The sequence below is a fragment of the Microcoleus vaginatus FACHB-2002 genome (genome assembly GCF_040004035.1).
GTDB classification, from domain to species: domain Bacteria; phylum Cyanobacteriota; class Cyanobacteriia; order Cyanobacteriales; family Microcoleaceae; genus Microcoleus; species Microcoleus vaginatus_C.
Genome location: NZ_JAMPLN010000033.1, coordinates 1 through 25,070, shown reverse-complemented (window position 1 = coordinate 25,070; position 25,070 = coordinate 1). Strand labels below are relative to the sequence as shown.

General features: G+C 44.0%; 20 protein-coding genes and 2 pseudogenes. 9 read left to right on the top strand and 13 right to left on the bottom strand.

Going from position 1 to position 25,070, the window contains the following annotated elements; genetic code table 11:
- Window positions 1-357: 357 nt before the first annotated feature.
- Together NDI35_RS23050 and NDI35_RS23045 are read left to right on the top strand one after the other, a co-directional pair.
- Window positions 358-1,194 (top strand): SGNH/GDSL hydrolase family protein, encoded by an 837-nt coding sequence (locus tag NDI35_RS23050; RefSeq protein ID WP_445314752.1) that lies wholly within the window; start codon window positions 358-360, stop codon window positions 1,192-1,194.
- A 124-nt stretch (window positions 1,195-1,318) separates the two neighbouring features.
- A pseudogene (locus NDI35_RS23045) lies at window positions 1,319-1,453 on the top strand (Mo-dependent nitrogenase C-terminal domain-containing protein); the annotation flags it as partial.
- Between the two features lie 254 nt (window positions 1,454-1,707).
- On the opposite strand, the gene NDI35_RS23040 reads toward NDI35_RS23045, so the two are convergent.
- On the bottom strand, window positions 1,708-2,166 hold the full coding sequence (locus NDI35_RS23040; RefSeq protein WP_445314751.1) for a hypothetical protein: 459 nt from the start codon (window positions 2,164-2,166) through the stop codon (window positions 1,708-1,710).
- A 445-nt stretch (window positions 2,167-2,611) separates the two neighbouring features.
- Between NDI35_RS23040 and NDI35_RS23035 the strand changes: the two are divergent.
- A pseudogene (locus NDI35_RS23035) lies at window positions 2,612-2,756 on the top strand (IS1 family transposase); the annotation flags it as partial.
- A gap of 37 nt (window positions 2,757-2,793) precedes the next feature.
- On the top strand, window positions 2,794-3,072 hold the full coding sequence (locus NDI35_RS23030) for a hypothetical protein (RefSeq protein WP_445314778.1): 279 nt from the start codon (window positions 2,794-2,796) through the stop codon (window positions 3,070-3,072).
- Here NDI35_RS23030 and NDI35_RS23025 read toward each other — a convergent pair.
- The 3 genes from NDI35_RS23025 to bchB form a co-directional block, all read right to left on the bottom strand.
- Window positions 2,987-3,271 carry a type II toxin-antitoxin system RelE/ParE family toxin gene (locus NDI35_RS23025; protein ID WP_333288694.1) on the bottom strand — a complete coding sequence of 95 codons (285 nt, stop codon included), beginning with the start codon at window positions 3,269-3,271 and terminating at the stop codon, window positions 2,987-2,989. The two genes, NDI35_RS23030 and NDI35_RS23025, sit on opposite strands and share 86 nt — an antisense overlap.
- Window positions 3,268-3,489, bottom strand: a complete 222-nt coding sequence (locus NDI35_RS23020) for a hypothetical protein (RefSeq protein WP_445314750.1) — start codon at window positions 3,487-3,489, stop codon at window positions 3,268-3,270. The genes NDI35_RS23025 and NDI35_RS23020 overlap by 4 nt, the downstream gene beginning before the upstream one ends.
- A gap of 83 nt (window positions 3,490-3,572) precedes the next feature.
- On the bottom strand, window positions 3,573-5,099 hold the full coding sequence (gene bchB, locus NDI35_RS23015; RefSeq protein ID WP_333099663.1) for a ferredoxin:protochlorophyllide reductase (ATP-dependent) subunit B: 1,527 nt from the start codon (window positions 5,097-5,099) through the stop codon (window positions 3,573-3,575).
- Window positions 5,100-6,017: 918 nt separating this feature from the next.
- Here bchB and NDI35_RS23010 point away from each other — a divergent pair.
- On the top strand, window positions 6,018-11,531 hold the full coding sequence (locus NDI35_RS23010; RefSeq protein WP_445314749.1) for an ATP-binding sensor histidine kinase: 5,514 nt from the start codon (window positions 6,018-6,020) through the stop codon (window positions 11,529-11,531).
- Window positions 11,532-11,609: 78 nt separating this feature from the next.
- Here the strand turns inward: NDI35_RS23010 and NDI35_RS23005 are convergent, their stop codons facing one another.
- Window positions 11,610-11,738, bottom strand: coding sequence for a hypothetical protein (locus NDI35_RS23005; protein WP_445314748.1), 129 nt, complete (start codon window positions 11,736-11,738; stop codon window positions 11,610-11,612).
- A 117-nt stretch (window positions 11,739-11,855) separates the two neighbouring features.
- On the opposite strand from NDI35_RS23005, the gene NDI35_RS23000 reads away from it, so the two are divergent.
- Window positions 11,856-14,042, top strand: a complete 2,187-nt coding sequence (locus tag NDI35_RS23000) for an ATP-binding protein (protein ID WP_445314747.1) — start codon at window positions 11,856-11,858, stop codon at window positions 14,040-14,042.
- 320 nt (window positions 14,043-14,362) lie between these two features.
- On the opposite strand, the gene NDI35_RS22995 is transcribed toward NDI35_RS23000, so the two are convergent.
- Window positions 14,363-15,574 (bottom strand): acetate/propionate family kinase, encoded by a 1,212-nt coding sequence (locus NDI35_RS22995; RefSeq protein WP_445314746.1) that lies wholly within the window; start codon window positions 15,572-15,574, stop codon window positions 14,363-14,365.
- Between the two features lie 228 nt (window positions 15,575-15,802).
- Between NDI35_RS22995 and psaK the strand changes: the two genes are divergently transcribed.
- A complete protein-coding gene (gene psaK, locus NDI35_RS22990) occupies window positions 15,803-16,063 on the top strand; it encodes a photosystem I reaction center subunit PsaK (RefSeq protein ID WP_333050587.1) in 261 nt (86 codons plus the stop codon).
- 45 nt (window positions 16,064-16,108) lie between these two features.
- On the opposite strand, the gene NDI35_RS22985 is transcribed toward psaK, so the two are convergent.
- From NDI35_RS22985 to NDI35_RS22975, 3 genes are read right to left on the bottom strand one after another with little or no spacing between them, the layout of a single operon-like run.
- Entirely contained in the window at window positions 16,109-16,747 is a 639-nt protein-coding gene (locus NDI35_RS22985; RefSeq protein WP_445314745.1) for a histidine phosphatase family protein, read from the bottom strand.
- Window positions 16,748-16,775: 28 nt separating this feature from the next.
- Window positions 16,776-17,462 (bottom strand): DUF3226 domain-containing protein, encoded by a 687-nt coding sequence (locus NDI35_RS22980; protein ID WP_445314744.1) that lies wholly within the window; start codon window positions 17,460-17,462, stop codon window positions 16,776-16,778.
- Window positions 17,455-18,468, bottom strand: a complete 1,014-nt coding sequence (locus tag NDI35_RS22975) for an AAA family ATPase (RefSeq protein WP_445314743.1) — start codon at window positions 18,466-18,468, stop codon at window positions 17,455-17,457. The genes NDI35_RS22980 and NDI35_RS22975 overlap by 8 nt, the downstream gene beginning before the upstream one ends.
- Before the next feature lie 98 nt (window positions 18,469-18,566).
- On the opposite strand from NDI35_RS22975, the gene NDI35_RS22970 reads away from it, so the two are divergent.
- Both NDI35_RS22970 and NDI35_RS22965 read left to right on the top strand, forming a co-directional pair.
- Window positions 18,567-18,791 carry a DUF433 domain-containing protein gene (locus tag NDI35_RS22970; protein WP_445314742.1) on the top strand — a complete coding sequence of 75 codons (225 nt, stop codon included), beginning with the start codon at window positions 18,567-18,569 and terminating at the stop codon, window positions 18,789-18,791.
- A complete protein-coding gene (locus tag NDI35_RS22965; protein ID WP_445314741.1) occupies window positions 18,788-19,111 on the top strand; it encodes a hypothetical protein in 324 nt (107 codons plus the stop codon). Before NDI35_RS22970 ends, NDI35_RS22965 begins: the two co-directional genes overlap by 4 nt.
- Window positions 19,112-19,260: 149 nt before the next feature.
- On the opposite strand, the gene NDI35_RS22960 is transcribed toward NDI35_RS22965, so the two are convergent.
- From NDI35_RS22960 to NDI35_RS22945, 4 genes are all read right to left on the bottom strand, one after another.
- Window positions 19,261-21,735, bottom strand: coding sequence for a phosphoketolase family protein (locus tag NDI35_RS22960; RefSeq protein ID WP_445314740.1), 2,475 nt, complete (start codon window positions 21,733-21,735; stop codon window positions 19,261-19,263).
- Window positions 21,736-22,208: 473 nt separating this feature from the next.
- Entirely contained in the window at window positions 22,209-22,643 is a 435-nt protein-coding gene (locus NDI35_RS22955; protein ID WP_445314739.1) for a hypothetical protein, read from the bottom strand.
- A gap of 7 nt (window positions 22,644-22,650) precedes the next feature.
- Entirely contained in the window at window positions 22,651-23,940 is a 1,290-nt protein-coding gene (locus tag NDI35_RS22950; RefSeq protein WP_445314738.1) for an AAA family ATPase, read from the bottom strand.
- A gap of 536 nt (window positions 23,941-24,476) precedes the next feature.
- On the bottom strand, window positions 24,477-24,749 hold the full coding sequence (locus NDI35_RS22945; protein ID WP_445314737.1) for a hypothetical protein: 273 nt from the start codon (window positions 24,747-24,749) through the stop codon (window positions 24,477-24,479).
- Window positions 24,750-25,070: the final 321 nt, after the last annotated feature.

Here is a 25,070-nt window from a genome sequence, read left to right as displayed (position 1 = left end):
GCGTAACTTTATTGGGTAATCTCCCAAAAGATGTACGGTTTTGTCCCCGCCACAGCGCTAGGAGCTAGATACCATTAGACAAGTGTCAAGGACATCATCAATCTATGTAGGTTTAGCCCTGGAGTGAGGCCAACCGCAATTAAAGTTCAATTTTACTACCCACATTTTTTTTAGAAAATTGATATATTAGTAATTGATGCAAATATTTAAGCGATTTCAAGAATATCACTAAGATGAAAATTCAAACTCACGAACTGGGTAAATAACGGTACAAATTATAAAAAACTTCAAGGAAATAACTAATACCAAGTGTTAAAAAAAACGTGTTTTGCAGTAATTATTGGGCTTTTATCTTGTATGGTTGCACTCATCCTATCAGCTCAAAGTTCTGAGGCTGTCAATGAACTATATGTATTTGGGGACAGTCTTTCGGATATGGGAACGGTGTTTCGAGCGAGCGGGGGTCAATATCCGCCTCGTTCGACTTACTTTCAAGGGCGTTACTCGAATGGTAAAGTTTGGGTAGAGTATCTTGCCGATCGCCTAAAGTTGCCGCCGGAGCGAGTCACTAATTTGGCCTATGGAGGTGCAACAACGGGGAGCGATCGCAATAGCGTTGTCCCTGGTTTGTTAGCTCAAGTTCAGTCATGGACTAAATCCCAAAAACAGGCAAATCCTCATGCGCTGTATGTACTGTGGGCGGGTGCAAATGACTATTTGCAGGGGGTAAATAATGCGAATATTCCCGTTGAAAATGTGGCGAGGGCGATCGCGTCTCTTGCTGCTGTGGGTGCCAAAAATATCTTGGTGGCAAATTTACCAGATTTGGGGCAGTTACCCGCGACGCGAACAGGCGTTAATTCTGCAAGGCTCACTGCATTAACACAAGCACACAATCAGGGTTTGAGGCGAACGGTTAAGGTATTAAGTCAACAGCATTCTGACTTAAAGATTGCGACTCTGGATGCTAATGCGCTTTATCGGGAAGCCATTACTTCTCCGGCTAAATATGGCTTGACTAATGTGACGAGTGCGTGTTTATCGGGTGGAGGTGTTTGTGGTAGTGCCGATCGATTTTTGTTTTGGGACGGCATTCATCCGACGACGGCCGCACACAAAATTTTGGGGGAAGCAGCGTCCGCGATTGTGCAGGAGAGCGGCATGATTAAATCGGAATTGGGGATGCTTCGGTAAACTATTTTAAGGCTTTCCGGGCGATCGCCACAAGACCGGGGTACTCCCTTTTCGTAGAGGTTGACATAATTTTTTGCATGAGAGCAAGATTGGTTCATCTGATATTGTAGAAATTTCCCTCGTGGGCGATCGCACTTTATTTTCCATTCCGCCACTGTGCAAGTTAAATCCGCTTTACGAGCAAGTGGTAGGGCTGCGCTTTCGAGCTTTGTGTTATTTGGCTGACGAGTGTGGCGAAGATGTAACTCCTTATTGTTAATTCTGCAAAAACTTAAATTTCTCACTGTCTTTTCACCCTCCCTTCTCCTTGTTGGGGAGGGTTTGTTTATTTTAAGATTATTCCGCGGTTGAAACCTGTTAACCTCCAACTCAAAGGTGGCGAAGCGCCGATCATTTGAGTTGGAGGTTAAATTACACAAACTTTCGTCTGCCTCAGCAGAAAAGCTAGATATTCTGTTATATCCCCGGCTTTTTGAAGAAGTCGGGGCTTGAAATCCCGATCGCATTTAAATACTAAAGGGAGCGAATCACTCGTTGTTCGAGAATGCGTTTGCCTTTGTTATAAATACTAAGGCTAGCTCCTGTAACAATGTAATCGTAGGCGCCATTTTTTGCCACGTAACCAGTCCCCTCTTCAGTTCGAGCACGCAGGGCGATCGTGCTGCCGTTACTCTTTTTAACGCCGTAGTAATATAGTTGATGAGCGTGGTTGTAGCACAGATAAATCCGAAAGTTGCTGGTCTCGAAATAGTTTGCCAGTGTCTGTCTTTTGCGAACACAAAAATCTCTCACCTGTTTTTGGGGAGTGGATACATGAGCTATTTGTATGGTTTCAATCGGAGACTGAGTGCGAGACGCTGTTGGTGCAGTGCTTGTGTTCGATTGTCCTAGAGCAAAGGTTGCCGCTGGATTGCTGGCAAATAGCATTAAACCGAGTAAGCTGGTTTGTGTGAGTCTTGCTGTGAAGTTCATAAGTCATTCCTTTAAAATATGTTGATGCGTCTAATCTAGGTAAGTGGGATTGATTAGGGCGAGCGAACAGTACAGTTTTCACAATTGGCCTCAAGGAGGAAATCCTTGGATGCAATTTCCGTTTCCCCTGAGATCGGACACTATTGTCAATAAGCTTTTAGGGGCAGGCTAGAAGCCCGCCCCACAAGAGGGTTGAATGTATAATCGAAAGCTAGTTACTGAGAATGATATTTTTTTGTGAGTTTCCCTGCAACTGACTATCCGGTAGACAATTAAATAAGTGGCACTTTGGATTACTGAGAGGACTTATGCACTAACAGGCGATCGCGAGGACAAAGCAGAGAATTCTTTTAAATATTGTGCGCCAACTGCGGGCGCGGATGCTAATTTTCATCAATTTCGATAAGTGCGATCGGGTAGTCCTGCATAGTCAGGATTACCCTCTATAAAAAGATTTAATAATACCATCAGGCAAAGAATATCTCGATGGGCAAGAAAAACTCTTTCATTCTCTAAAACACTCTCCAATCACATGGGCAGCTCTTTGGTATTTTATTCATGAGTATAACGCTAGTTTATCTATCACATAAAACCCCTAATTATACTGCCTATGCAGGACTACCCAAAATGGTTAGTTTAAACCTACCAGGGGGAGGGATTTACGATGGGTTAATTGCTCAAGCTGCACGGAAAGCAGGTGTGGATGTGTTGTTGACTATTAACCCTAATGATTTTACTCGACTGGGAGATGATGTCAGGGAGTTGGTGCAAGTACCGCGTTTAGCCGATCGCACGCTTGCTGGAAAACGGCGATCGTCACTTAATATACTTCATCATGGGTTCCAATATCAATCAAGACGATCAATTCCTCTTGCGTTTCATTATCTTGCTCAAAAGTATAGATAATTCGGCAATCGGACTCAACCCAACAAGCCCAAAGCCCTTCTAATTGCCCTCGCAGTTTATGTGCCTTCAATGAAGGAGAAAATGGATCGTTTACTAACAACTCCAAAACCGAAAATATTTTCTCACCTAATTGCGGATTTCTCTTGATAACCCGTTTAAAAGCCCGTTTAAAACTGTTGTTCCAAACTAGAGTTTTCATTCTTCATCCAGTAAATCAGCTTTTAACTGTGCAAGGTTGCCTCGCTTTGCTGTGCCGGCTTTTAAAGCACTCAAAACCTCTGTTGCATTGCTAGCAATTTCCACTCGCCGATTTTCAATTCGCCGTTTCTGAATTAATTCAATTAATAAATCTTGCTCTTCAATTGCCAGAGATTCTACATATTCGATCGCGGTCTGGAAAGCAACAGAATTAGCCATAAAGAACTTTTCTCTGTTTGAAAAGTGACAGTGCATTTCTATTTTACTAAGTGAGGTGGGCAAATGCCCACCCTACCAATAAACTACGCGCCGACAGATTCCTTCGCTGCGTAAAGCACCTCAACGGTAATCTTATCAATGCCCCGATCGCGCGCAAACTTCTCAGTATTCCGCTTCACCTTACCCCGCACAAAACCAGGGATTTTATTCAACTCAGCTTGTCCATCCTTCGTCCAACCCATATCAGAATCAGCCGAAATACCCTTCGTAATCACTTCCTTGGTATCGTGGCCGCCGAAGATTTCCAGCAAGTGGTCTTCCATTCCCAAAGTGAAGGAATTGTATACCAAATCTACGCACTGATTCGTGCCTTCATAACCCAAAAATGGCTTGTAGCCGATCGGGAAATTTTGGACGTGAATCGGTGCAGCAATTACGCCGCAGGGAATATCCAACCGCTTACCTACGTGGCGTTCCATTTGCGTACCGAAAATCGCCGAAGGTTCCGCTTTGGCGATCGCATCCCCGATCGCCCCGTGATCGTCCGTCACCAGCACTTCATCACAATACTCGCTTACCTGTTCCCGGAACCAATCAGCGTCGTGTTTGCAGTAGGTTCCAGCCCACACAACGTGGATTCCCATCTCGCGAGCCAAAATCTTCGTCATCGCCGCAGCGTGGGTATTATCGCCAAATACGACGGCTTTTTTGCCGGTTAGGTTTTGGCAGTCGATCGATCGCGAAAACCAAGCAGCCTGCGACACAAACCGCGTTTGTTGGTCAATAAAATTTTCGTAATCAACATCCGCACCTTGAGCGTTCAACACTTGCTGAATCTTGCGGATACAGCGCGCCGTTTCCACCACACCCATCGGCGTAATATCCACCATCGGCGTACCGAATTCTTTTTGCAAATACTCCCCGGCCATCATCCCCAATTCCCGATAAGGAACCAAGTTAAACCAAGCGCGGGGCAGTCTTTTTAAGTTGTGAACCGAAGCACCTTCGGGAATAACTTCGTTGACTTCAATGCCCAAATCTGCCATCAAACGCTTCAACTCGGTGCAGTCGTGCTGGTTGTGGAAACCCAGGGTAGACATACCGATAATGTTGACAGATGGTTTTTCGCTTTTGGCTTCTACTAAATCGCCTTTTTTGCGGGCTTTGTTAATGTAAAATTGGACGATTTGATCCAAAGTGCGATCGGCTGCTTGCAGTTCGTTGACGCGGTAATGGTTCACATCCGCCAGCAATACATCGCCTTTGGCATCCAATTGAGCTCGCTCCACGAAGTTTTCCAAGTCTTCTTGCAGAATGCTGGAGGTGCAAGTGGGGGTGAGCACGATTAAATCAGGGTGTTCTTCTCTGTCTTTGCGGGTGATGTTGTCCACCACCCGTTCTTGCGAACCCCGCGCCAGTACGTGTCTGTCAACGACGCTGGTAGTCACCGGGGTAAAATCCCGTTCCCTCTCCAGCATGGAACGCATGACGTTAAAATAGTCGTCTCCAATCGGTGCGTGCATGATTGCATGGACGTTTTTGAAGGAACTGGCCACGCGCAAAGTGCCGATGTGGGCTGGGCCTGCGTACATCCAATAAGCCAATTTCATAGGTATTTTTCCTGGTGCTGGTTGAGAATTGCCCGATCGGGCGATTACTGCTAAATTTTAAGGTTGTTTCTGATTTTCTCACCGGATGAATCCTTGAGAAATACTAATTTTCTGAGGATTTACAGATTTGGGAAATGCTCAAACGCTTTGCCTGCTTGGGATTTAACTGGCAATTCAAACAACTTTACCTTGGTTTTATGGCAATAATTCTTAATCTTTCCTCAAATTTTCTTAAGAGTTAGGCAAATTAGATTAATGTAGGGTTCGCTGCCGTACACCAGACAAGGTGCAATAATTCTGCATTTTTTGTCAAATTTACTTTGGTCAAACGGTCAGTTAGTATTGTTAATCAATCGGTCAAAATAGATAGAACTGAAGGAAATTTCAGATTCCGAAGCAACACTTACTTCCCTCAGCGCCTCGGTCGCGAATTATAGTTAAGATTTGCACCGGCCGGTTTTTTTGAAGCACCGCAAATTCGTACCCGATCACCGGAAAAAATAAATCTTTCAGCACTTGCGTATTTTCACGAGATGTGGTGACGCTCCACTAAAATCAAGCGATTGCTTGGAATCTGAGATGATTTAGTTGTCAGCGTGGCGATCGAGTATTAGAGTAAATCCTTGCACAACTCCTGTATTTGCGCTCTTGTTAACCTAACGGCTGAGGTAACGAAAGCCCCAGCGTGCTTTTGTCAGCAGTAGCTCTTTGCTGTCAAGGCCTGCTTTCCCACACATCCCAAAAGATAGCTCTTGAGCGATAATGAAGAATAACATAGGATTTACGAAAAGAAACCCGATTTACACGAAAAAATCTTGGGTTTGTCAACGACTAGCAACGAAGAAACCCGGTTTCTAGCCCGCCGCGCGTCAGTCCTGTAACATTGACCAAGCACACCTAATTTGAGAGAACCCAACTATGATGGCAATTCCCGGCGTTGCAGTTCTCGCTCTCATTTATGAAAGCAGCACTTCCCTGGTTTACCGCGGCCACAACGAGCAGAACAACCAACCTGTTATTATCAAACTTATCAAAGAAGACTATCCGACTCCTGAAGAACTGAATAGATACAAGCGCGAATATGAGATCACTGCCAACTTAAGCCTGTTGGACGGAGTTGTGAAAGTGTATAAGTTGCAACAGGTTAGAAATAGTCTGGCAATGATCTTAGAAGATTTTGGCGGGGAATCTTTAAAAATATTTATGGGTTCCCAAAAATTTACCATTTTAGGATTTCTGACTACGGCAATCAAAGTTGCGGAAACTTTGGGCGAAATTCACGGAAAAAATGTAATTCATAAAGATATAAATCCCTCTAATATAGTTTTTAACCCTGCTACAGGACAAGTTAAACTAATAGACTTTAGCATTTCAACTGCATCCAACCTGGAAAATATCCCCAATAAAAATCCCAATTTTTTAGAAGGCACTTTAGCCTATATGTCGCCAGAACAAACCGGCAGAATGAACCGGGTAGTCGATTACCGCACCGACTTTTATTCCCTCGGCGTGACCTTCTATGAAATCCTGGCAGGACAACTTCCTTTTCCCACTACAGATCCCATGGAGTTAGTTCACTGTCACATTGCCAAACAGCCAGTACCTCTAGCTGAAATTGCACCAGAAATTCCTCAAGCTGTTTCAGATATTGTGATGAAATTGTTAGCAAAAACTCCTGAAGAGCGCTATCAAAGTGCTTGGGGACTAAAAGCCGATTTGGAATCCTGCCTGTTTCAGTGGCAAACATCTGGGGTTGTTTCTGAGTTTCCTCTCGGCAGCCAAGATATTTCCGACAAATTTCAAATACCTCAAAAACTTTACGGCAGACAGCGAGAAGTTGAAACTCTTTTAGCGGCATTTGAACGGGTAGCAGCAACAAATAATCGAGGCTACCGCACCGAAGATTCTCAAATTTCTGTCATCAAAAAAGAGATTAAATCGAAAAAAGAAAGTCCCTTGTCAGTCCTGGCGAGAGGACAGCATAAATCTCGCAGCGAGATGATGCTGATTGCCGGTTATTCCGGTATTGGCAAATCTGCAATGGTGAAGATTTTAGACAAACCTATTACCCGCCGACGTGGATATTTTATTTGGGGGAAGTTTGACCAGTACAAGCGAACTATTCCTTACTCTGCCGTTGTCAGCGCTTTTTCGGAATTGGTGCGGCAACTGTTAACTGAAAGTGAGGCTCAATTAGCAGTTTGGCGCGAAAAACTCCGCAGTTCCTTCGGTCAAAACGGACAAATTATTATTGATGTTATTCCCGAAGTTGAACTAATTGTCGGAGCTCAGTCTCCTGTAGCTGAATTGGGGCCGACGGAATCTCTGAACCGCTTTAATTTAGTATTTCAAAATTTCATTCGCGTATTTTGCCAGCCAGAACATCCGCTGGTCATTTTTCTCGACGATTTGCAGTGGGCTGATTCTGCTACTCTCAAGCTGATCGAATTGATGATGACAGATGAAGCTACGCAATATCTGTTTTTAATTGGTGCTTATCGGGATAATGAAGTTAGTCCTACTCATCCTTTAATGATGACTGTGGAGACGCTGCGGAATCAGGAAGCTATCATTAATCAGATTGCTTTGTCGCCGCTGGGGGTGGAAAACATAACTCATTTGATTGCCGAAACTTTGCACAGCGATCGAGAATCTGTCAAACCGTTAGCTGAATTGGTAATCAGCAAAACCGACGGCAATCCTTTTTTTGTAAATCAATTCCTGCAAACATTGTATCAGGAAAACCTGCTAGTTTTTCACCCGCCACAGTCGGGGAGCAAGGGCGGGTGGCATTGGGATATGACCCAAATTGAGCAGTGCGCTATCACTGACAATGTAGTAGATTTGATGGTACAAAAATTGAGAAAACTGCCAAGTTCAACGCAGCAAGTTTTGCGTTTAGTGGCTTGTTTGGGCAACGAGTTTGACTTGAATACTCTTTCTTTAATTCATGAAAAAGAAGCCTCGGAAACTTTTTCTCACCTGTTGCCGGCGATTAAGTCGGGACTGATTCTGCCAACTTCGGAATTGGAAAGCAAGTCATTAGATTACGTGCTGTTTCCGCTATTAATTCTGAATTATAAATTTTTGCACGATCGCGTACAGCAAGCAGCTTACGCTCTGATCGACGACTCGCAAAAAAAGGCAGTTCACCTGAAAATAGGCAGGCAAATCCTAGAAAACACCCCGGCTGAATATCGCGCGGACAGAATTTTTGAATTAGTCGATCACTTGAATGTGGCTCGATCGCTAATTACAGACGATCGAGAATTAATTGAACTGGCAACGCTGAATTTAGACGCGGCCCGCAGAGCCAAAGATGCCACTGCTTATGTTGCTGCCTTGCAGTATTTGACCGCAGGCATGGACGGTTTGAGCGCCGATATTTGGGATGCCCACTACGATTTAGCCTTTGCCTTGCACATGGAGCGGGCAAATGTTGAGTATTTAAACGGTTTTTTTGAGAACTCCGAAGAATTTATTAATATAACGTTGGAAAAAGCGCGATCGCCCTTAGAAAAGGTAGAAATTTACAACCTGCTGATCGTGCAGTACACCCTGCGGGCGAAGTACGAAGAAGCCGTTAAAGCCGGAATCACAGCTTTAGACTTGCTAGGCATTGACTTGCCGCTAGATGGGCTACAAAAAGTCATATCCGAAGAATTTGCAGCCGCTACAAATATTTTAGCCGGTAGAGAAATAGCTTCCCTAATTGACGCCCCCGAAATGACTGTACCCGACAAAAAAGTTGCAGTCAAATTAATTACAAACTTGCTGACATCCGCGTACCTCAAAAATCCCGATTTGTGGAAAGTCAGCGTTTTAAAAGGAGTCAATCTTTCTCTACAATACGGTTTAGTACCCGAAGCCTCTCTTTGCTATGCTGGCTACGGTATGTTCTTAAACGCAGTTTCGGGAGATTACAAAGCTGCATATCAATTCGGCTTGCTCTCGCTGAATCTCAGCGAAAAATCGGGCAATATCGGCTTGAAGTGCAGAGCTTGTTCATCCCTGGTCAGTATTTTTTATTACTGGTTCAATCACATCAAAGATTCCCACGCGATCAGCAATGAAGGATATCAAGCCGCTTTAGAATCAGGAGATTTAGAGTATGCGGGTTATATCCTGTCCAACCGCATAGCTAACTCATTTTTTCAAGGTAAAGAAATCTCGCAAATTCTGGCAGACACGAGCAGGTATTTGCAGTTCAGCCAAAAAACCAAAAATCAGCTCGTAACTGATATATTATTAGGGGTAGAGTTAATCCTGCGTAACTTGAGCAAACTAACTCCTGAAAAGTTTGTATTTGAAAGCGAAGATATCAGCGAAGCTGAATACGTACACAACTGTCAAGCTCATCAAAATTTGTACTCGCTCTGCCTTTATCAGATTCGCAAATGCCAGGTAATGTACTGGTACGGCAACTTCAACGAAGCGCTACAACTAGCTTTTGAAGTAGAAAAACAGCTATCTTTTATTACCGGAGCGATACCCGCTACCGAATGGAATTTTTTCTTTTCTCTAACTTTAGCCGCCGTTTTCCCAAATGTTTCAGAAGACAAGCAAAAGGAGTACTTGGAAAAGTTAGAGGAAAACCAAAAACAGATGAAAATTTGGGCAGACAACTGTGCCGAAAATTTTCTGCACAAGTATCTTTTAGTACAAGCAGAAATAGCCAGAATCTCCAAGAAAGATTCTGAAGCTGTAGAACTGTACGATTTCTCTATAAATTTAGCCCAAGACAATGAATTTGTCCAAAATGAAGCGCTAGCTAATGAACTAGCAGCTAAGTTTTGGTTGAGTAAAGGCAAGTATCAATATGCCAAAATTCACTTGCGCGAAGCTCACTCGTGCTACTTGCGCTGGGGTGCAGTTCGCAAAGTAGAAGATTTAGAACAGAAGTATCCGCAGTTGCGGGAAATGACGCCAATCAACGGAAGTTTTAACAACAATCAAACTACCACAACTATTCATACTTCTACTGGCAGCGATGCGAGAGTGCTGGATTTGGCAACGGTAATGAAAGCATCTCTGGCGATTTCTAGCGAAATTGTCCTCGATAAGTTGCTGGCTTCTTTGATGAGAATCTCCTTAGAAAATGCGGGTGCTCAATTAGGTTTTCTGATTTTAGTTAGAGATGGTAAACTGTTGATTTCAGCTAAAGCGTCAGTATTTGCTGAAGATGTAGCTGTGCTGCAATTTACGCCTGTTGGAGACTATCATGATTTACCTGTGACGGTGATTAATTACGTGGAAAGGACTCGCTCGGATTTGGTGTTGAGCAATGCGGCGGCTGAGGGACTATTCACAGCCGATCCTTACATCGCTAAACACCAACTGCAATCTATTTTGTGTACTCCAATCATCAATCAAGGCAAACTAATCGGCATTCTTTATTTAGAAAACAATTTGACTGTCGGAGCATTTACTCCCCACAGATTGGAAGTTTTAAGGTTGCTTTCTTCCCAAGTGGCTATTTCTTTGGAAAATGCTTTGCTTTACAATTCTGTGGAACAGAAAGTACAAGAACGAACGCAGGAGTTAAATGAAAAGAACGAGCGTTTAGAACAAACTTTGCGCGAACTTAAACTAACTCAAGCTCAATTAATTCAAACGGAAAAAATGTCTAGTTTGGGGCAAATGGTCGCTGGTGTAGCTCACGAAATTAATAATCCTGTAAGTTTTATCTACGGCAATCTTAATCCGGCTAGCGAATACGTTAAAGACTTGCTAAAATTGATTGAGCTTTACCAGCAGCACTATCCAGAACCGGCTGATGAAATTCTAGAAGAAATAGAAACAATTGAGCTGGAATTTTTGAGCGAGGATTTGCAAAAGCTGCTGGATTCCATGAAAGTAGGAGCGGAAAGAATCCGGGATATTGTGCTAAGCTTGCGGAATTTCTCTCGCCTCGACGAAGCGCAAATGAAGTCGGTAGATATCCATCAAGGCATCGACAGTACGGTGATGTTGCTGCAACCGCGCCTGAGAAAAGAGGGCGGGCGTTTGGGAATTGAGGTGATTAAAAATTACAGCACGCTACCCCTAATTACTTGTTATGCGTCTCAGTTGAATCAGGTATTTATGAATATTTTGACAAATGCGATCGATGCTCTCCTCGTAGCAAGAGATTGTCCGGAAAACTCTCATAAACAGCCTACAATTACAATTTCTACAGAGGTGACTGACAGGAATTCTGCCATAATTAGAATTGCCGACAGCGGGCCGGGGATGAGCACTGAGGTGCTGCACAAGATATTCGATCCATTTTTTACAACTAAGCCCGTGGGTTCGGGAACTGGTTTGGGATTGTCTATTTCTCACTCGATTGTTGTGAGTTCTCATGGCGGAAAATTGACTTGCGTTTCTACACCAGGAGAGGGGAGCGAGTTTATTATTGAAATTCCGATCGCCCCCAGGCAAGTTTTGTAATCGGCCCTACTATCAACCCAAATCCCCAAATAAATTCCAGTTAGCAACCCTTAACAATCCGGCCACGCATTGCGTTTACTAAACTTTGAATTCGCAATTTAAACTCGGCGAAAACTCTGTCGCCAAGTCGAGCGATCGGGTTTTCATAATAGGACGATCGCCATTTTGCAGCCGCACTGAGGGCTTTTCATCACGACGAGGTGGCAATGCTCCGGCAAAGCATAAAAAGTGTCAGATTTTTTATTAAGAAAGTAAATCTTGTGTGTAGCTTCACGATCGAACTGTAGATAGTAGATCATACTAAAGTAAAATTAAATTCCGATCATGAAGATACGTCACTTCGGCAAAACTCCGGCGATCCCATTGCAGCTCATACTGATGGTGCCATTTGTTTTGCAAATCTTTGGAGCGGTCGGTCTGGTTGGATATTTGTCGTTCAAAAATGGACAAAAAGCCGTAAACGACCTGGCGGCTCAGTTGATGCATCGAACCAGCATTTCGGTGAATCAACATCTGGAGGCTTATTTATCTATTCCGCATCAAGTGATTCAGATTAACGCCGATGCGATTCGGATGGGATTGCTGGATGTGCGCGATCGCCAAACCCTCGGTAAGTATTTCTGGCACCAAATGCAGGCCTATGACCTGAATTACATCGGCATTGGACTGATCACGGGTGAGGGAGTAGGAGCCGCACGCTACGACCCCAAAACCGTCGTGATTGATGATTGGAGTCCCAAACCGCCGAATAATGTCACCAACTATGCCACCGATAACAAAGGCGATCGCACTCACGTCGTGACTATTTATGATTGGGACAACTTGCAAGAACCTTGGTACACCGAACCCATGAAAGCAGGTAAACCCATCTGGTCGCGGATCGTCACCGTAAATTATCCCAATTATCCCTACATCGCTGCCTCCGCTGGTCGCCCCATCTATGACGCAAATAATCGCTTGCTAGGAATGGTTGGAGTCGATATCCATCTGTTGAAACTGAGCCATTTCTTACGGAATATAGATCTCAGTAGCTCAGGGCAGGTTTTCATCATGGAACGAAATGGGCTGTTGATCGCAAATTCTGCGAAAGAACAGCCCTTTACTACCATCAAAGACGAGATTCGGCGTTTGAAGGCGATCGACAGTCCCAATCCCATAGTGCAGGGAATTGCCAAACAAATCCAGCAACGCTTCAAAGGGTTTCAATCTATTTCTGGAGACACGGATCTCCGACTTGATTTTCAGGGAGAACTCTACTATGTGCAACTCACTCCCTGGCGCGACCAATATGGATTGGATTGGTTAGTGGTGGTGAGTGTGCCAGAAAGCGAATTCATGGCACAGATTGATGCCAACACTCGCACCACAATCTTGCTCTGCTTAGCAGCATTGGGGGTAGCTTGTGGGATGGGCGTTATCACCTCCGGCTGGATTGCGCGTCCGATTCTGCGACTGAATCGGGCGAGTGAGGCAATAACATCTGGCAACTTCGACCAAGGTGTAGAAGACAGCCGTATTCAAGAACTCAACGCCCTTGCCAACTCCTTTAACCAGATGGCAAGACAACTGCGCGAATCGTTTACCGCCTTAGAAAAAAGTAATGCAGAATTAGAAGACCGCGTGGAACACCGCACCGGTGAACTCAAAAACGCCCTAAGTGAGTTGCAACGCACCCAATCACAGATAATTCATAGCGAAAAAATGTCTAGTTTGGGGCAAATGGTTGGTGGAGTCGCCCACGAAATTAACAACCCGGTCAACTTCATTCACGGCAACCTCGTCCATACACAGCAATACGCCCAAGATTTGTTAAAGTTCGTACAGCTTTATCAACAGCACTATCCTAACCCTGCTGACGAAATTCAAATCGCAGCCGAAGAAATCGACCTGGAGTTCTTGCAAGAAGACCTGCCCAAAATGCTGTCTTCGATGAAAATGGGTACCGATCGCATCCGCCAAATTGTTCTGTCGTTGCGGAACTTTTCGCGGATGGACGAAGCAGAGTTTAAACCAGTAGATATCCATGAGGGTATTAACAGCACCCTACTGATTTTGCAACACCGCCTCAAAGATAGACCGGAACGACCGTCTATTAAGGTGATTCAAGACTACGGTTCTCTACCCCTGGTGGAATGCTACGCCGGACAACTCAATCAGGTGTTTATGAATATTCTCACCAATGCGATCGATGCTCTCCTCGTAGCAAGAGATGACCCGGAAAACTCTCATCAACAGCTTGCTATTACAATTTCTACAGAGGTGACTGACAGGAATTCTGTCATAATTAGAATTGCCGACAGCGGGCCGGGGATGAGCACGGAGGTGCTGCACAAGATATTCGATCCATTTTTTACAACTAAGCCCGTGGGGTCGGGAACTGGTTTGGGATTGTCTATTTCTCACTCGATTGTTGTCAATTCTCATGGTGGAAAATTGACTTGCGTTTCTGCACCCGGAGAGGGAACCGAGTTTATTATTGAGATTCCGATCGCCCCCAGGCAAGTTTTGTAATTTGTGGCACTCACTATTAACCAACATCCCCAAATAAATTCCAGTTAGCAACCCTTAACAATCCGGCTACGCATTGCGTTGTCATATCAAATCTGTTAGCATCGGAATTATTCCTATCTCTCTTTTTTTCATCTGCGTGAATCAGCGTCAATCCCTTGTCATCTGCGGTTAATACATTCTCTTTTTTTTACCGCCGATGAGGGCAGATAAACACAGATTAACGCCGATGAATTAGATATATTCCGGTGGCGGGGTTCGTGATTGTTGACCATTGTGCAATGCTTAGTGGGCATCGCTGTTGAAGGAATTCATAAAATAAGTTAGTGATAAAGTTTCCAGCATTCTCGCGCAATTTCCCAATCCTCCTGCGTGTGGACCACCAAAATTCTCACCGCCGAATCCACGGCCGCAATATCTTGATCGATCGGTGACTGTTGATTTTTATCCCCATCCAATTTTAACCCGATAAATCCAAAAGGTTCGCAAGCTGCAGCCCGTACAACAGCAGAATTTTCCCCAACTCCCGCCGTAAAAATTAAAGCATCCAACCCTCCCAAACTCGCCAGCATGGCACCAATTCCGGCACGCAAACGGTGGATGTAAATATCCAAAGCAAGTTGAGCTCTCTGATTACCTTGGGCGATCGCATCTCCAATCTGCCGCATATCGCTAGATACCCCAGAAATCCCTTTTAAACCAGAATTTCGATTGAGAATACCATCAAGTTTCTCAGCAGTAAACTCGGATTGTTTTAACAGATGAATGAGAATGCCTGGATCGATCGAACCCGATCGACTTCCCATCATCAAACCTTCCAAAGGCGTAAATCCCATCGTCGTGTCAACACTCCAGCCACCGCGAATGGCCGCCAGAGAACATCCGTTGCCCAAATGACAGCTAATCAACCGCAAATCTGCCAAATCTTTACCCAGAATGTCGGCGGCCCGACGCGCGCAATATTGATGGCTAATCCCGTGAAAACCGTAACGGCGAATCCCATTTTCCAGCCATTCATAGGGGCCGGGATACACAAAGGCTGCGGGCGGCAATTGTGCGTGAAAAGCTGTATCAAATACTGCTACTTGCGACCGATTTGGGAGGATTTTTTCAAGGGCTTCGATACCTTCGAGGTTAACCGGATTGTGGACAGGGGCGAAAACAGATAAACGGGCGATCGCCTTTTTAACATCCGGCGAAATTAACGTACTTTGCTGATAATCTTGTCCGCCGTGTACGACGCGGTGGCCGACAATATCAATCTCGTTTAAATCATTAATTGTTTGAATTCTTCCCTTCCAAAGACTCTCCAGCATTCGAGAAATAGCATCTTCGCGAGACTCGGATGCAAACTCCTCCTCAAGCCGATCGCCTTTTGCTGTTTTGACTTTCAACTCTGCTATACCCTGCTGGTGAGTCCAATCAATTTGAGCTGACCAGAGGGGTTGCAAAGGTCGATCGGGCAGGACACCGTTTAACTCGTAAAGACAGCTCTTTTGACTACTAGAACCCGCATTTAACACCAGTATTTTCATGCTTTATTATGTCCTGTTGATTCGTTCTTTCGATCGCTAGGCGATTGAAATCGCGTCTTGTCAAACTTTCATCCGCCTGCACAGACTAAGAAACCTTGAGATCCTGGGAAAATTATTAAGAAAAATGTCGAAAAATTAACTCTTAATGCAATCTGTAGCTAACAGTTGCATTTTTTTGATATATCTTCTATGCAGATTTTCATTTACTAAAGTTTAAGGAGTCGATCGATGTTTACACCAATTTTACTTGCCACTGTCGCCAGAACCGTAGAGTGGAGCCCCACGACCGGTTTGATTATGATTCTTTGCAATATTTTAGCTATTGCGATCGGCAGATCGACCATCCAAAAGCCTCACACAGGCCCAGCCGCGCCCTCATCGGGTTTGGTCGGCGGCTTGAGTTTGGGTGCACTTGTGGGAAGTCTCTGCTTCGGTCATATTTTGGGAACGGGTACGATTTTAGGATTGTCTTACATAGGCGCGATTTAGTTTCAGACGCTCCGGGTAGGCAGTGCGCGCAGCCTACCCGCAATTTCAAGTACCGGGTAAATTGCGGAGGTTTTCATCCATGTACGATCGATCGCCCAAAACCTCCAGCAACGGCCCGCGCACGTCAAACTTAACAATACTGACAGAAGCTGCTAAAGCGGCAATGCGATAGCGATAACGTCCCAAATCAATCCCCAAGAGACTGCACAGAATAATTCTAATAGTCGCTTTGTGCGAGACAACCAAAACATTACCGCTCTTGTACTTTTCCTCAATTTCTGCGATCACTAAGGAAGCTCTACTAGCAATTTCCACCGAAGTTTCGCCACCATTAGGTGCATTCCAAGCAGGTTCAGTCAGCCAATTAATATAATCTTCTTCGTATTCTTTTTTGACCGCTTCTACTGTTTTGCCTTCCCACTCACCGTAATTAATTTCCCTCAGTCCGTCGCGAAGCTGCATTTCAATTCCCACAGCATCGCACAAAGGTTTTGCAGTAGCAATAGTTCGTTTCATCGGACTGACATAAACAGCATTCCAAGGCAATTTTGCGTAAGCGGCGCCAAACTGTTCTGCCATTTGAGAACCTACGGGCGTTAATTCTGGATCGATATGGCCGCAGAAACCGCCAGTCTTGCTGTAAGTCGTTTCACCGTGTCGTACAAAGTAGATTTTTAAGCTCATGAGTTAATTGTGTGTGAATTTTACTATGTTAGCAAAAGAGTTTAAAAAACTCCTTCAAATCATCGAGTGCAGGATTATCCCAATCCCAAATATCTTTTTTGTGTTTCATAACATAATCAAACCCAGACATAGTGCATTTTCTGCCAGCTTGTTGCTGTTCGTTATCTGAGCAAGTATCATACCTGAGATAGATGCTCACCCAGAATTTATCAAAACCTTTCTGGTTAATTTGCTGTCCCTGGCTTTGTATGCAAGTTTTCCAGCTATTCAAACAATCAGCATGAGGTGATTCTCTAGCCTTTATTGCCTTTAAAAGCGTTTCCAGTTCGCCTTGACCTCCAACATTTGTAAAGTAACAAGCCAATTTTGCATTTGTTCCATGATCTGTACAAATATCGATAAATTGTTTAGTGCTTGACAAGCTTTCAGCTTGAAACACTTGTTTTATACATCTATCTACGAATTCCAGCCGTTCTTGCTCGGAACAATTATCAATATCGATAATAATTCCAATCTTTTCGATATCTTTTCGGTCAATCTTTCTTATTAAATTTTTTAAAGCTTTGATTAACTCTGTTTCGCTCAAGCCTTCCAAAGGTTCATAATCATTTATATAAATAGGTTTTTCTACCTGGATATCGCAGTTTAGTTTCTCAACCATTGCCTGCATGAAAAATTTATCATTTTTACTTTCTACTATAACAATATTACTCACCTCTCACTCCTTCTTGATGCTCTAGTGCGTAATTCAACGTTTCCAAATCGAGCCGACTTCCGATTATTTGATTTGTTTTGAGTTTCCTTGCTAGTTCAAAATATGCGCTGCTGCATTCCTTAGTGGTTTCTAAACCCACCTCAGCAAATGCTTGAAGCATCTCTAAACTGTGCGTTGTAGCAAAAATCTGCGTATCCAGTTCAACCGCCAACCGAAATAACACTCTCCAAAAATTACGCTGACTTGTATGGTGAATGCCATTCTCTATTTCATCAATTAGCAGTATTTTGTGTTTATTGTTTACTAATTTAAGAATAATATATGCAACTCTATTCATTGCATCTCCAAACAATGATAAAGGCAAACGCTTTTCGCCCTTTCTTCTTAAGTAAAGTGTGGGTTCGCCAATTGAAAAACTTTCTACAGATTCGATCGTAGGGTCAATAATTTGAAAAGCTTTCAAAACTTCGCTATCTTTATCATCCAAGCGCGCTTGATCGAATGATTCTATGAGTTTTCTTCCTGGAATTCTGATAAAAGGAGGAACGATCGGTATTTCGTACACAGTGAAACTTGTATTACTCAGTGAGCTTCTATAAGTAACAGTTCCTACTAACTGGTCAAGTATCTTTTCACCTTTTATTGTTTGAATAATTATATCAGACTCACGTGAATTGATTTCTATTTGAATTTCTAGTCGGTCGATATTATCCTTGTCATTATCGTTCTTTCCCTGAATAACTATAGTTTTATCTTTTTTTAAGGCATAGAATAAGTGATTCCATGCTCTATCTGGCATAGCATCTAGGGCTGCTGATGACTCTCTTCTCAGCTCTCTTAGCATTACTATACTACTAAGATCGGGAGCAAAATTGAGAAAAATTGCTTCTAGCAAGCCTGTCTTGCCAGCATTATTTTTACCGCCGATTAAATTGACTCTTTCAAACCCAGAAATTTTGACTTGCTCAAAGCACCTAAAATTTTGGATTTCTATTTCTTTAAGCATTACCGCCTCTTTTGAATGTACAAATCATAAATCATTGTTGATTGATGCTAAGATAACTTACATATTATCTTGTTTTAATTGTATACTACACGATCGTCATGCAGAATATACACCTCTTTGAAGTCATTGAACGCGATCCAAGCAAGGTAAGCGGTGCATGGGTATTTCGGGGCACGCGCGTACCTGTTGCCGCCTTTTTCGAGAACCTTAAAGATGGAGCATCTATTGACCAGTTTCTCGAATGGTTTCCGGGAGTAACTCGCACCCAAGTTGAGGTGCTACTCGATCGCGCCCTAGCCTCAATAACGCAGATGGTGGCATGAAGATATTGTTCGATCAAGGTACGCCAGTACCGTTGCGCCGATCGCTGCTGAGTCATACAGTAGATACTGCTTATGAACGTGGATGGTCAACATTAGCAAATGGCGATCTGCTCGACACTGCCGAACGCGATGGGTATAATCTGCTGGTGACGACCGATCGCAACTTGCGTTATCAACAAAACCTGACAAACCGACAAATTGCTATTGTGGTTTTGCTGTCTACTTCTTGGCCTCGCATTCAAAAACATCAAGACGATATTCGGAACGCGATCGACACTATTGTTCCGGGCGCATACCTAGAAATTGAGATTGCTAGCTGAAGCTTTATTTAACTGATGTCACTCCCTATGATTGTCAAACTGAGGTCAAACCTCGATCTTGCGTAGGTTGTATACTCGCAAAATCGTTAATTTTCCCTGTGGTTGACAATCATAGGGATGAGTAGCTTGTGCTCTACAAGCGATCGCACCTACCCAGGAGCACCCGATCGCACGGTTTGTTCTGCCGTCGCCCCCGGATCTTTTGTTTCCTTCGGCGCTTCCGACGAAACCGGGCCCGCGTGCGGCCACTTCCAGTCGCGGATTTCCGGCATATCATCGCCGTGCTTGGTGATATACTGCGTGTGCTCGATCAGCTTGTCACGGATAGCTTGTTTGCCGTAAGCTGCTACAGAACTCAGTTTCGGAACGCGATCGAGTACATCTCCAACCAAGTGGAATCGATCGAGGTCATTAACCACCACCATATCAAACGGCGTCGTAGTCGTTCCCTCTTCCTTGTAACCCCGAACGTGAATATTCGAGTGATTCGTCCGGCGGTAAGCCAATCGGTGAATCAGCCAAGGATAGCCGTGAAAAGCAAAAATCACCGGCTTATCTTTCGTGAACAAACTATCAAAATCCCTGTCAGACAAACCGTGAGGATGTTCGCTAGAAGGCTGAAGTGTCATCAAATCCACCACATTAACCACCCGCACTTTTAAATCGGGATAATCTCGGCGGAGAATGTCAACAGCAGCCAAAGTTTCCAGCGTCGGAATATCACCCGCGCAAGCCATCACCACATCCGGTTCGCCGCCTTTATCGTTGCTGGCCCACTCCCAAATGCCGATGCCGGCGGTACAGTGTTTAATCGCAGCATCCATATCCAAATACTGCAATGCCGGCTGCTTCCCTGCAATAATCACGTTGACATAGTGACGGCTGCGGAGACAGTGATCCGTTACTGACAGCAAAGTGTTCGCATCCGGCGGCAAATAAATCCGCACCACTTCCGCTTTCTTGTTAATTACGTGGTCGATAAAACCCGGATCTTGGTGAGAAAAACCGTTGTGGTCTTGCCGCCAAACGTGAGAAGTTAGCAGGTAGTTGAGAGAGGCGATCGGTCGGCGCCAAGGAATGTCGTTAGTAGTTTTCAACCACTTGGCGTGTTGGTTGAACATCGAATCGATGATGTGAATAAACGCTTCGTAGCAAGAGAAAAAGCCGTGGCGTCCCGTCAGCAAATAGCCTTCCAGCCATCCCTGACATAGATGTTCGCTGAGGACTTCCATCACCCGGCCGTCGGGGGAGATGTGGTCGTCTTCGGGCAAAATTTCCGCCGCCCACACCCGGTTCGTCACTTCAAACACCGGATCGAGGCGGTTTGAGGCCGTCTCGTCGGGCCCGACAATGCGGAAATTGGCGTTTTCCTGATTCAGTGTCATCACCTCTCGCAGGAAGCGGCCGGCAACGCGGGTTGCTTCTGCCATTACAGTGCCCGGTTTTTGCACGTCAACGGCGTAGTCTTCAAATTCCGGCATTTTCAAGTCTCGCAGCAGCAGGCCGCCGTTAGCGTGGGGATTTGCCCCCATCCGCCGAGATCCCTTGGGTGCGAGTTCCGCCAATTCGGGAATTAACTTGCCCTTTTCGTCGAAGAGTTCTTCGGGCTTATAGCTTTTCATCCAATCTTCCAGGAGTTGGACGTGTCCCGGCTTAGAAGCCATTTCCGAAAGTGGGACTTGGTGCGATCGCCAATAATCCTCAGTTTTCTTACCGTCTACTTCCTTCGGCCCCGTCCAGCCTTTGGGAGTTTTCATCACAATCATCGGCCACTGGGGACGGCCCGAATAGCCCTCTGTCCGGGCTTTTTCCTGAATCGCCTTAATTTCGCCGATCGCGGTATCGAGAGTTGCAGCCATCAACTGGTGCATGGTTTCCGGGTCTGAACCTTCCACCCAATAAGGTTTGTAGCCATAACCGACCATCAAACTTTCCAATTCCTCCTGCGGAATGCGGGCCAAGACGGTAGGATTGGCAATTTTGTAGCCGTTCAAGTGCAGAATCGGCAACACGGCCCCGTCGCGAACCGGGTTGAGAAACTTGTTAGAGTGCCAGCTAGCAGCTAGCGGGCCGGTTTCCGCTTCCCCGTCGCCGACAACGGCCGCCACAATCAAATCGGGATTGTCGAAGGCCGCCCCGTAAGCGTGGACGAGGGCGTAGCCGAGTTCGCCGCCTTCGTGAATCGAACCGGGGGTTTCCGGGGCGACGTGGCTGGGGATACCGCCGGGAAAGGAGAACTGTTTGAACAGCCGTTTGATACCATCTTCATCTTGGGAAATGTTCGAGTAATATTCGCTGTAAGTGCCTTCGAGATAAGTGTTGGCGACCAAGCCCGGCCCGCCGTGTCCGGGGCCTGCGATGTAGATGGTGTTGAGGTCTTGGGCTTTGATGATGCGGTTGAGGTGAACGTAGATGAAGTTTAGACCTGGAGTGGTGCCCCAATGTCCGAGGAGTCTCGGTTTGACGTGTTCGATTTTGAGGGGTTCTTTGAGTAGGGGGTTGTCGAGGAGATAGATTTGTCCGACGGATAGGTAGTTTGCCGCCCGCCAGTAGGCGTTCATTTTGTGTAGTTCTGAGTCGGAAAGCGGCTTTAATTGCGGGATCTCGGTTGTTCCTAGCATCATCAGCGATTGACTCCTGAGTTTTGGTTGTTTTGTAAAGTGCGATCGAGAAGTGCGATCGATATTAATTTGTTATCTGTGACATTTTGTATTTAAACTCCATGCCTTCCACACCAACTATTGAATTCTAGCTCGTTTATGTCTCCATAAAAGTTTAAATCAATATTAATTTATGGCTAAATATCGCACAGTTCTGCTCGAATAAAGGTGACCAATTACGGGGATCAAGGAATTAAGCAATATAAAATAGGATTTACACAAAATTTTTTGTAGAGTGTGCACTGCACACTGATCCGTAGTATATGTTGGGAGTGGTGGGATGTGTTGGGGAAGTCCCAAAAAGATATTTCTTAAGGTAGGTGTCAGAATTAATTATTATAAATACGAACTCAAATTTAGTTGAGGCAGGGCGATCGTCCGCTGACTCATTTTCTGCTAAAGTTTTGTATGTTCGTCATATCAAAGTTCTCGTTAGTTTAGCTTGTGGACGTACTTAAATCATACTCATCTTGAATATTCTTGATGCGGAAACTAGCATTAAATTTTTTCTTAAACTGACTTTGTAGCTGTTGTATACTTGTTGTCTGTTTTGGCACTCGTGTAGACACGACAAAACATAGCTTCTTAATCTTTTGGGGATTTGCCGAAAGTAAATTAATAGTTGATTCTATTTGTTTAACCGCCTGTGCAATATCACTTCCTTTCAACTCTACATATATTTCTACTGCATCAGAAGGAATGAGTGCGTAGTCGCAACGCAAAGTCTCATTGTCACTAATAACGCAGCCATCAATTTTAATTATTAATATTTCGTCTTTATTCGGGTTGAGGAACGTTATTTTACTTTTGTTCTCCTGCAAGACAATCTTGGTATCGGATCTACGTTCCTCACACTCGGGAAGACTTTTCATATACGATTCAAACTAAGTTGAGAAGTTGATCGAATTCAATAGCTAGTTCATCAGAAACAGAATCAATTACTCGCGCGTCAATCAACCCAGTATCAGGACACACAATACTATTGCATTTTCCATCGCTCAAAACATAGGCTGAGAGATCGTCAACATCTAATGATTTGTATCTAGATACAATCTTTTCTAGTTGATGTTGTATATCTTCGCTGGACTCTTCATAAAGAAGCCCAGCCTGGAGCAGATTATTAAGCGCTGTCAGGACATAAGGACTATGGGTAGTTATGAAGAATTGAAGTTGCTCTTTACGAGAATTAAAGACAGTAGCGATCAATTCAATAATATTACGCTGTGCACTTGGAAATAAATGCGCTTCCGGCTCCTCAATATACACTGTCTGACCGACAGGAGGGGAAGCTAGTAAAGGTAGTGCAGCTAGCATAATTGTCAGAGGCAATGTTTCCTGTTGACCGGAAGATGAGTTCGCAATACTAATACGTCTTCCATCTGCCACCTCCAGAAAATCTTTGCCTTTTTCCTGTATGTGCTTACCACATAAAGACTGCTCTATTAGCCTGTTTATTTCCTCTAGTATATCTTTTGTATATTTATCTTCAACATCAACTTCATATTGTATACCCAAATTTTTTATCCCTTCGTATGTTGAGCCAAACGATCTTAGAAATGGATCTAAGGTATTATTGCTTGACAGAATAGAAAAAATATTGCTCTGAAGATTAGAGAAAAATGAGCGGCCAGCAGGAATAAAAAGCTGATTGAAGGCTGCCTCTCGACCAATGGATCGGCCTAAACTTTCTACTAAGTGTTCTTTTAAAATGTTTTGGGATAAAAATAAAGTATAAATAATATCAAAACTAGGAGCTATTTCAGAGCCTTTCTCTCTGGTTTTTTTGAGTAAATTGCGTAGGTCTGCCAATTCTTTCTTGAAAAAATCTGAATAGCTGAGGGAAATTCTACCTTTGGTATCCTGTTTTCTCCTAACTTCTATAAAAACATTGGAAATTTCATACCTGATGAAAAAATTTTGTTTTCCCCAACAATCAGGAGGAAAATATTCCTCAAACGTCTTGGAATAGTTTGAATCTAGATTTCGTTTTGTCTGCTCATTCTTTACAACCGATAAAATTTCCCATACGAAGTTCTTAAAATAAAAAAGGAGTTTAGCGCAAACACTTTTACCGCTGGCTTGAGGGCCAATAAGTATATTTATTCGCTTGATTTCAATCTCCAAATCCTTGATGCCAGCAAAGTTTCTAACTATTAATTTTTCAGCCATAATTGAAATCAAGTATGGTAAGGGCTTGTGTCATCTTAACATACCAATTTAATTTTTATGGTTAAAATTGTCAGTTTTGTGTTAATAAACCGAATTAGTCACCCTAGGAAAAACCTCAAACAACTCTCATTAATATCAAGATGGATTTAATACAATTTGTACCAATATACTTTTGGATTACCGCAGTTTTTTCGTGAAAGTCGATCGCCCATATCGCCTTTCTGGTCGCTGAGGAGATTTTAGACCAACGTGCGGTTATTGATAGGGGAAGGAATTACCGAAACCCTAAAATAATACCATTTTTACAAAGTTTGGCTAGAAAATAAGTGTTGTGTTTGTTTACATCGCCTCTCGATCGCACAGGTGCGGATCTGTGAGATTGTCGATATGCTGCGTTAGGGGTTGTTCATGGCGGCGCACCCTACGACTACTTAGCCGATGCCACAAAGTAAACTCAAGCAATCTCAATCCGAAAATCACTGCATCGGTTTGATTGCTGGCTATATGCCATCGCCGATATTTCCGGCTGAAAAAACCTAGGAGGCGACTAAAACAGGACTCTCTGAAATCCGGCAAACATTGGACACAGTTGGCTGGTGGGCAACGACTCGCAGTTCGTGAGGATAGCGGGGACGCGGGTCATTTTCTAACCAGATGGGCGGTACCATCATCACTTCATAGTAAGCGATCGTATCGAAAACACCTGGCTGGGACTTCAACTCCACTGTTAAGCCCGCTCGGTACTCAAATGCTTCTTCCCAGTCTAGGTTTTCATTCATATCCATATTCATATCCATATTCATATCCATCGGGATCGCGCCTCTTAATCTTGTTTCTTTTCTCAATTGTAGGGCACTACATAAAACATTGGGTACTTTCTGTTGCTTGTGATACAATTTGTAACCTTATATATACGTTCCCTGACAATTCAACAGAGAAGAGCAATTGTCAATAACTAAATAGGATGATTTGACCGACGGGTGACAAGTAAACTGAAAAGGTAGGCTTGACAAGAGTCTGGGGGGGTGACAAAGAGGTCTACGAGATAGACTGTATAAGGGTTGCAGCCCGCATACCTTGTTGATAAAAGCGGCGTTTAGAAGGAGTTAACTTCATTAACTGTTCCACCT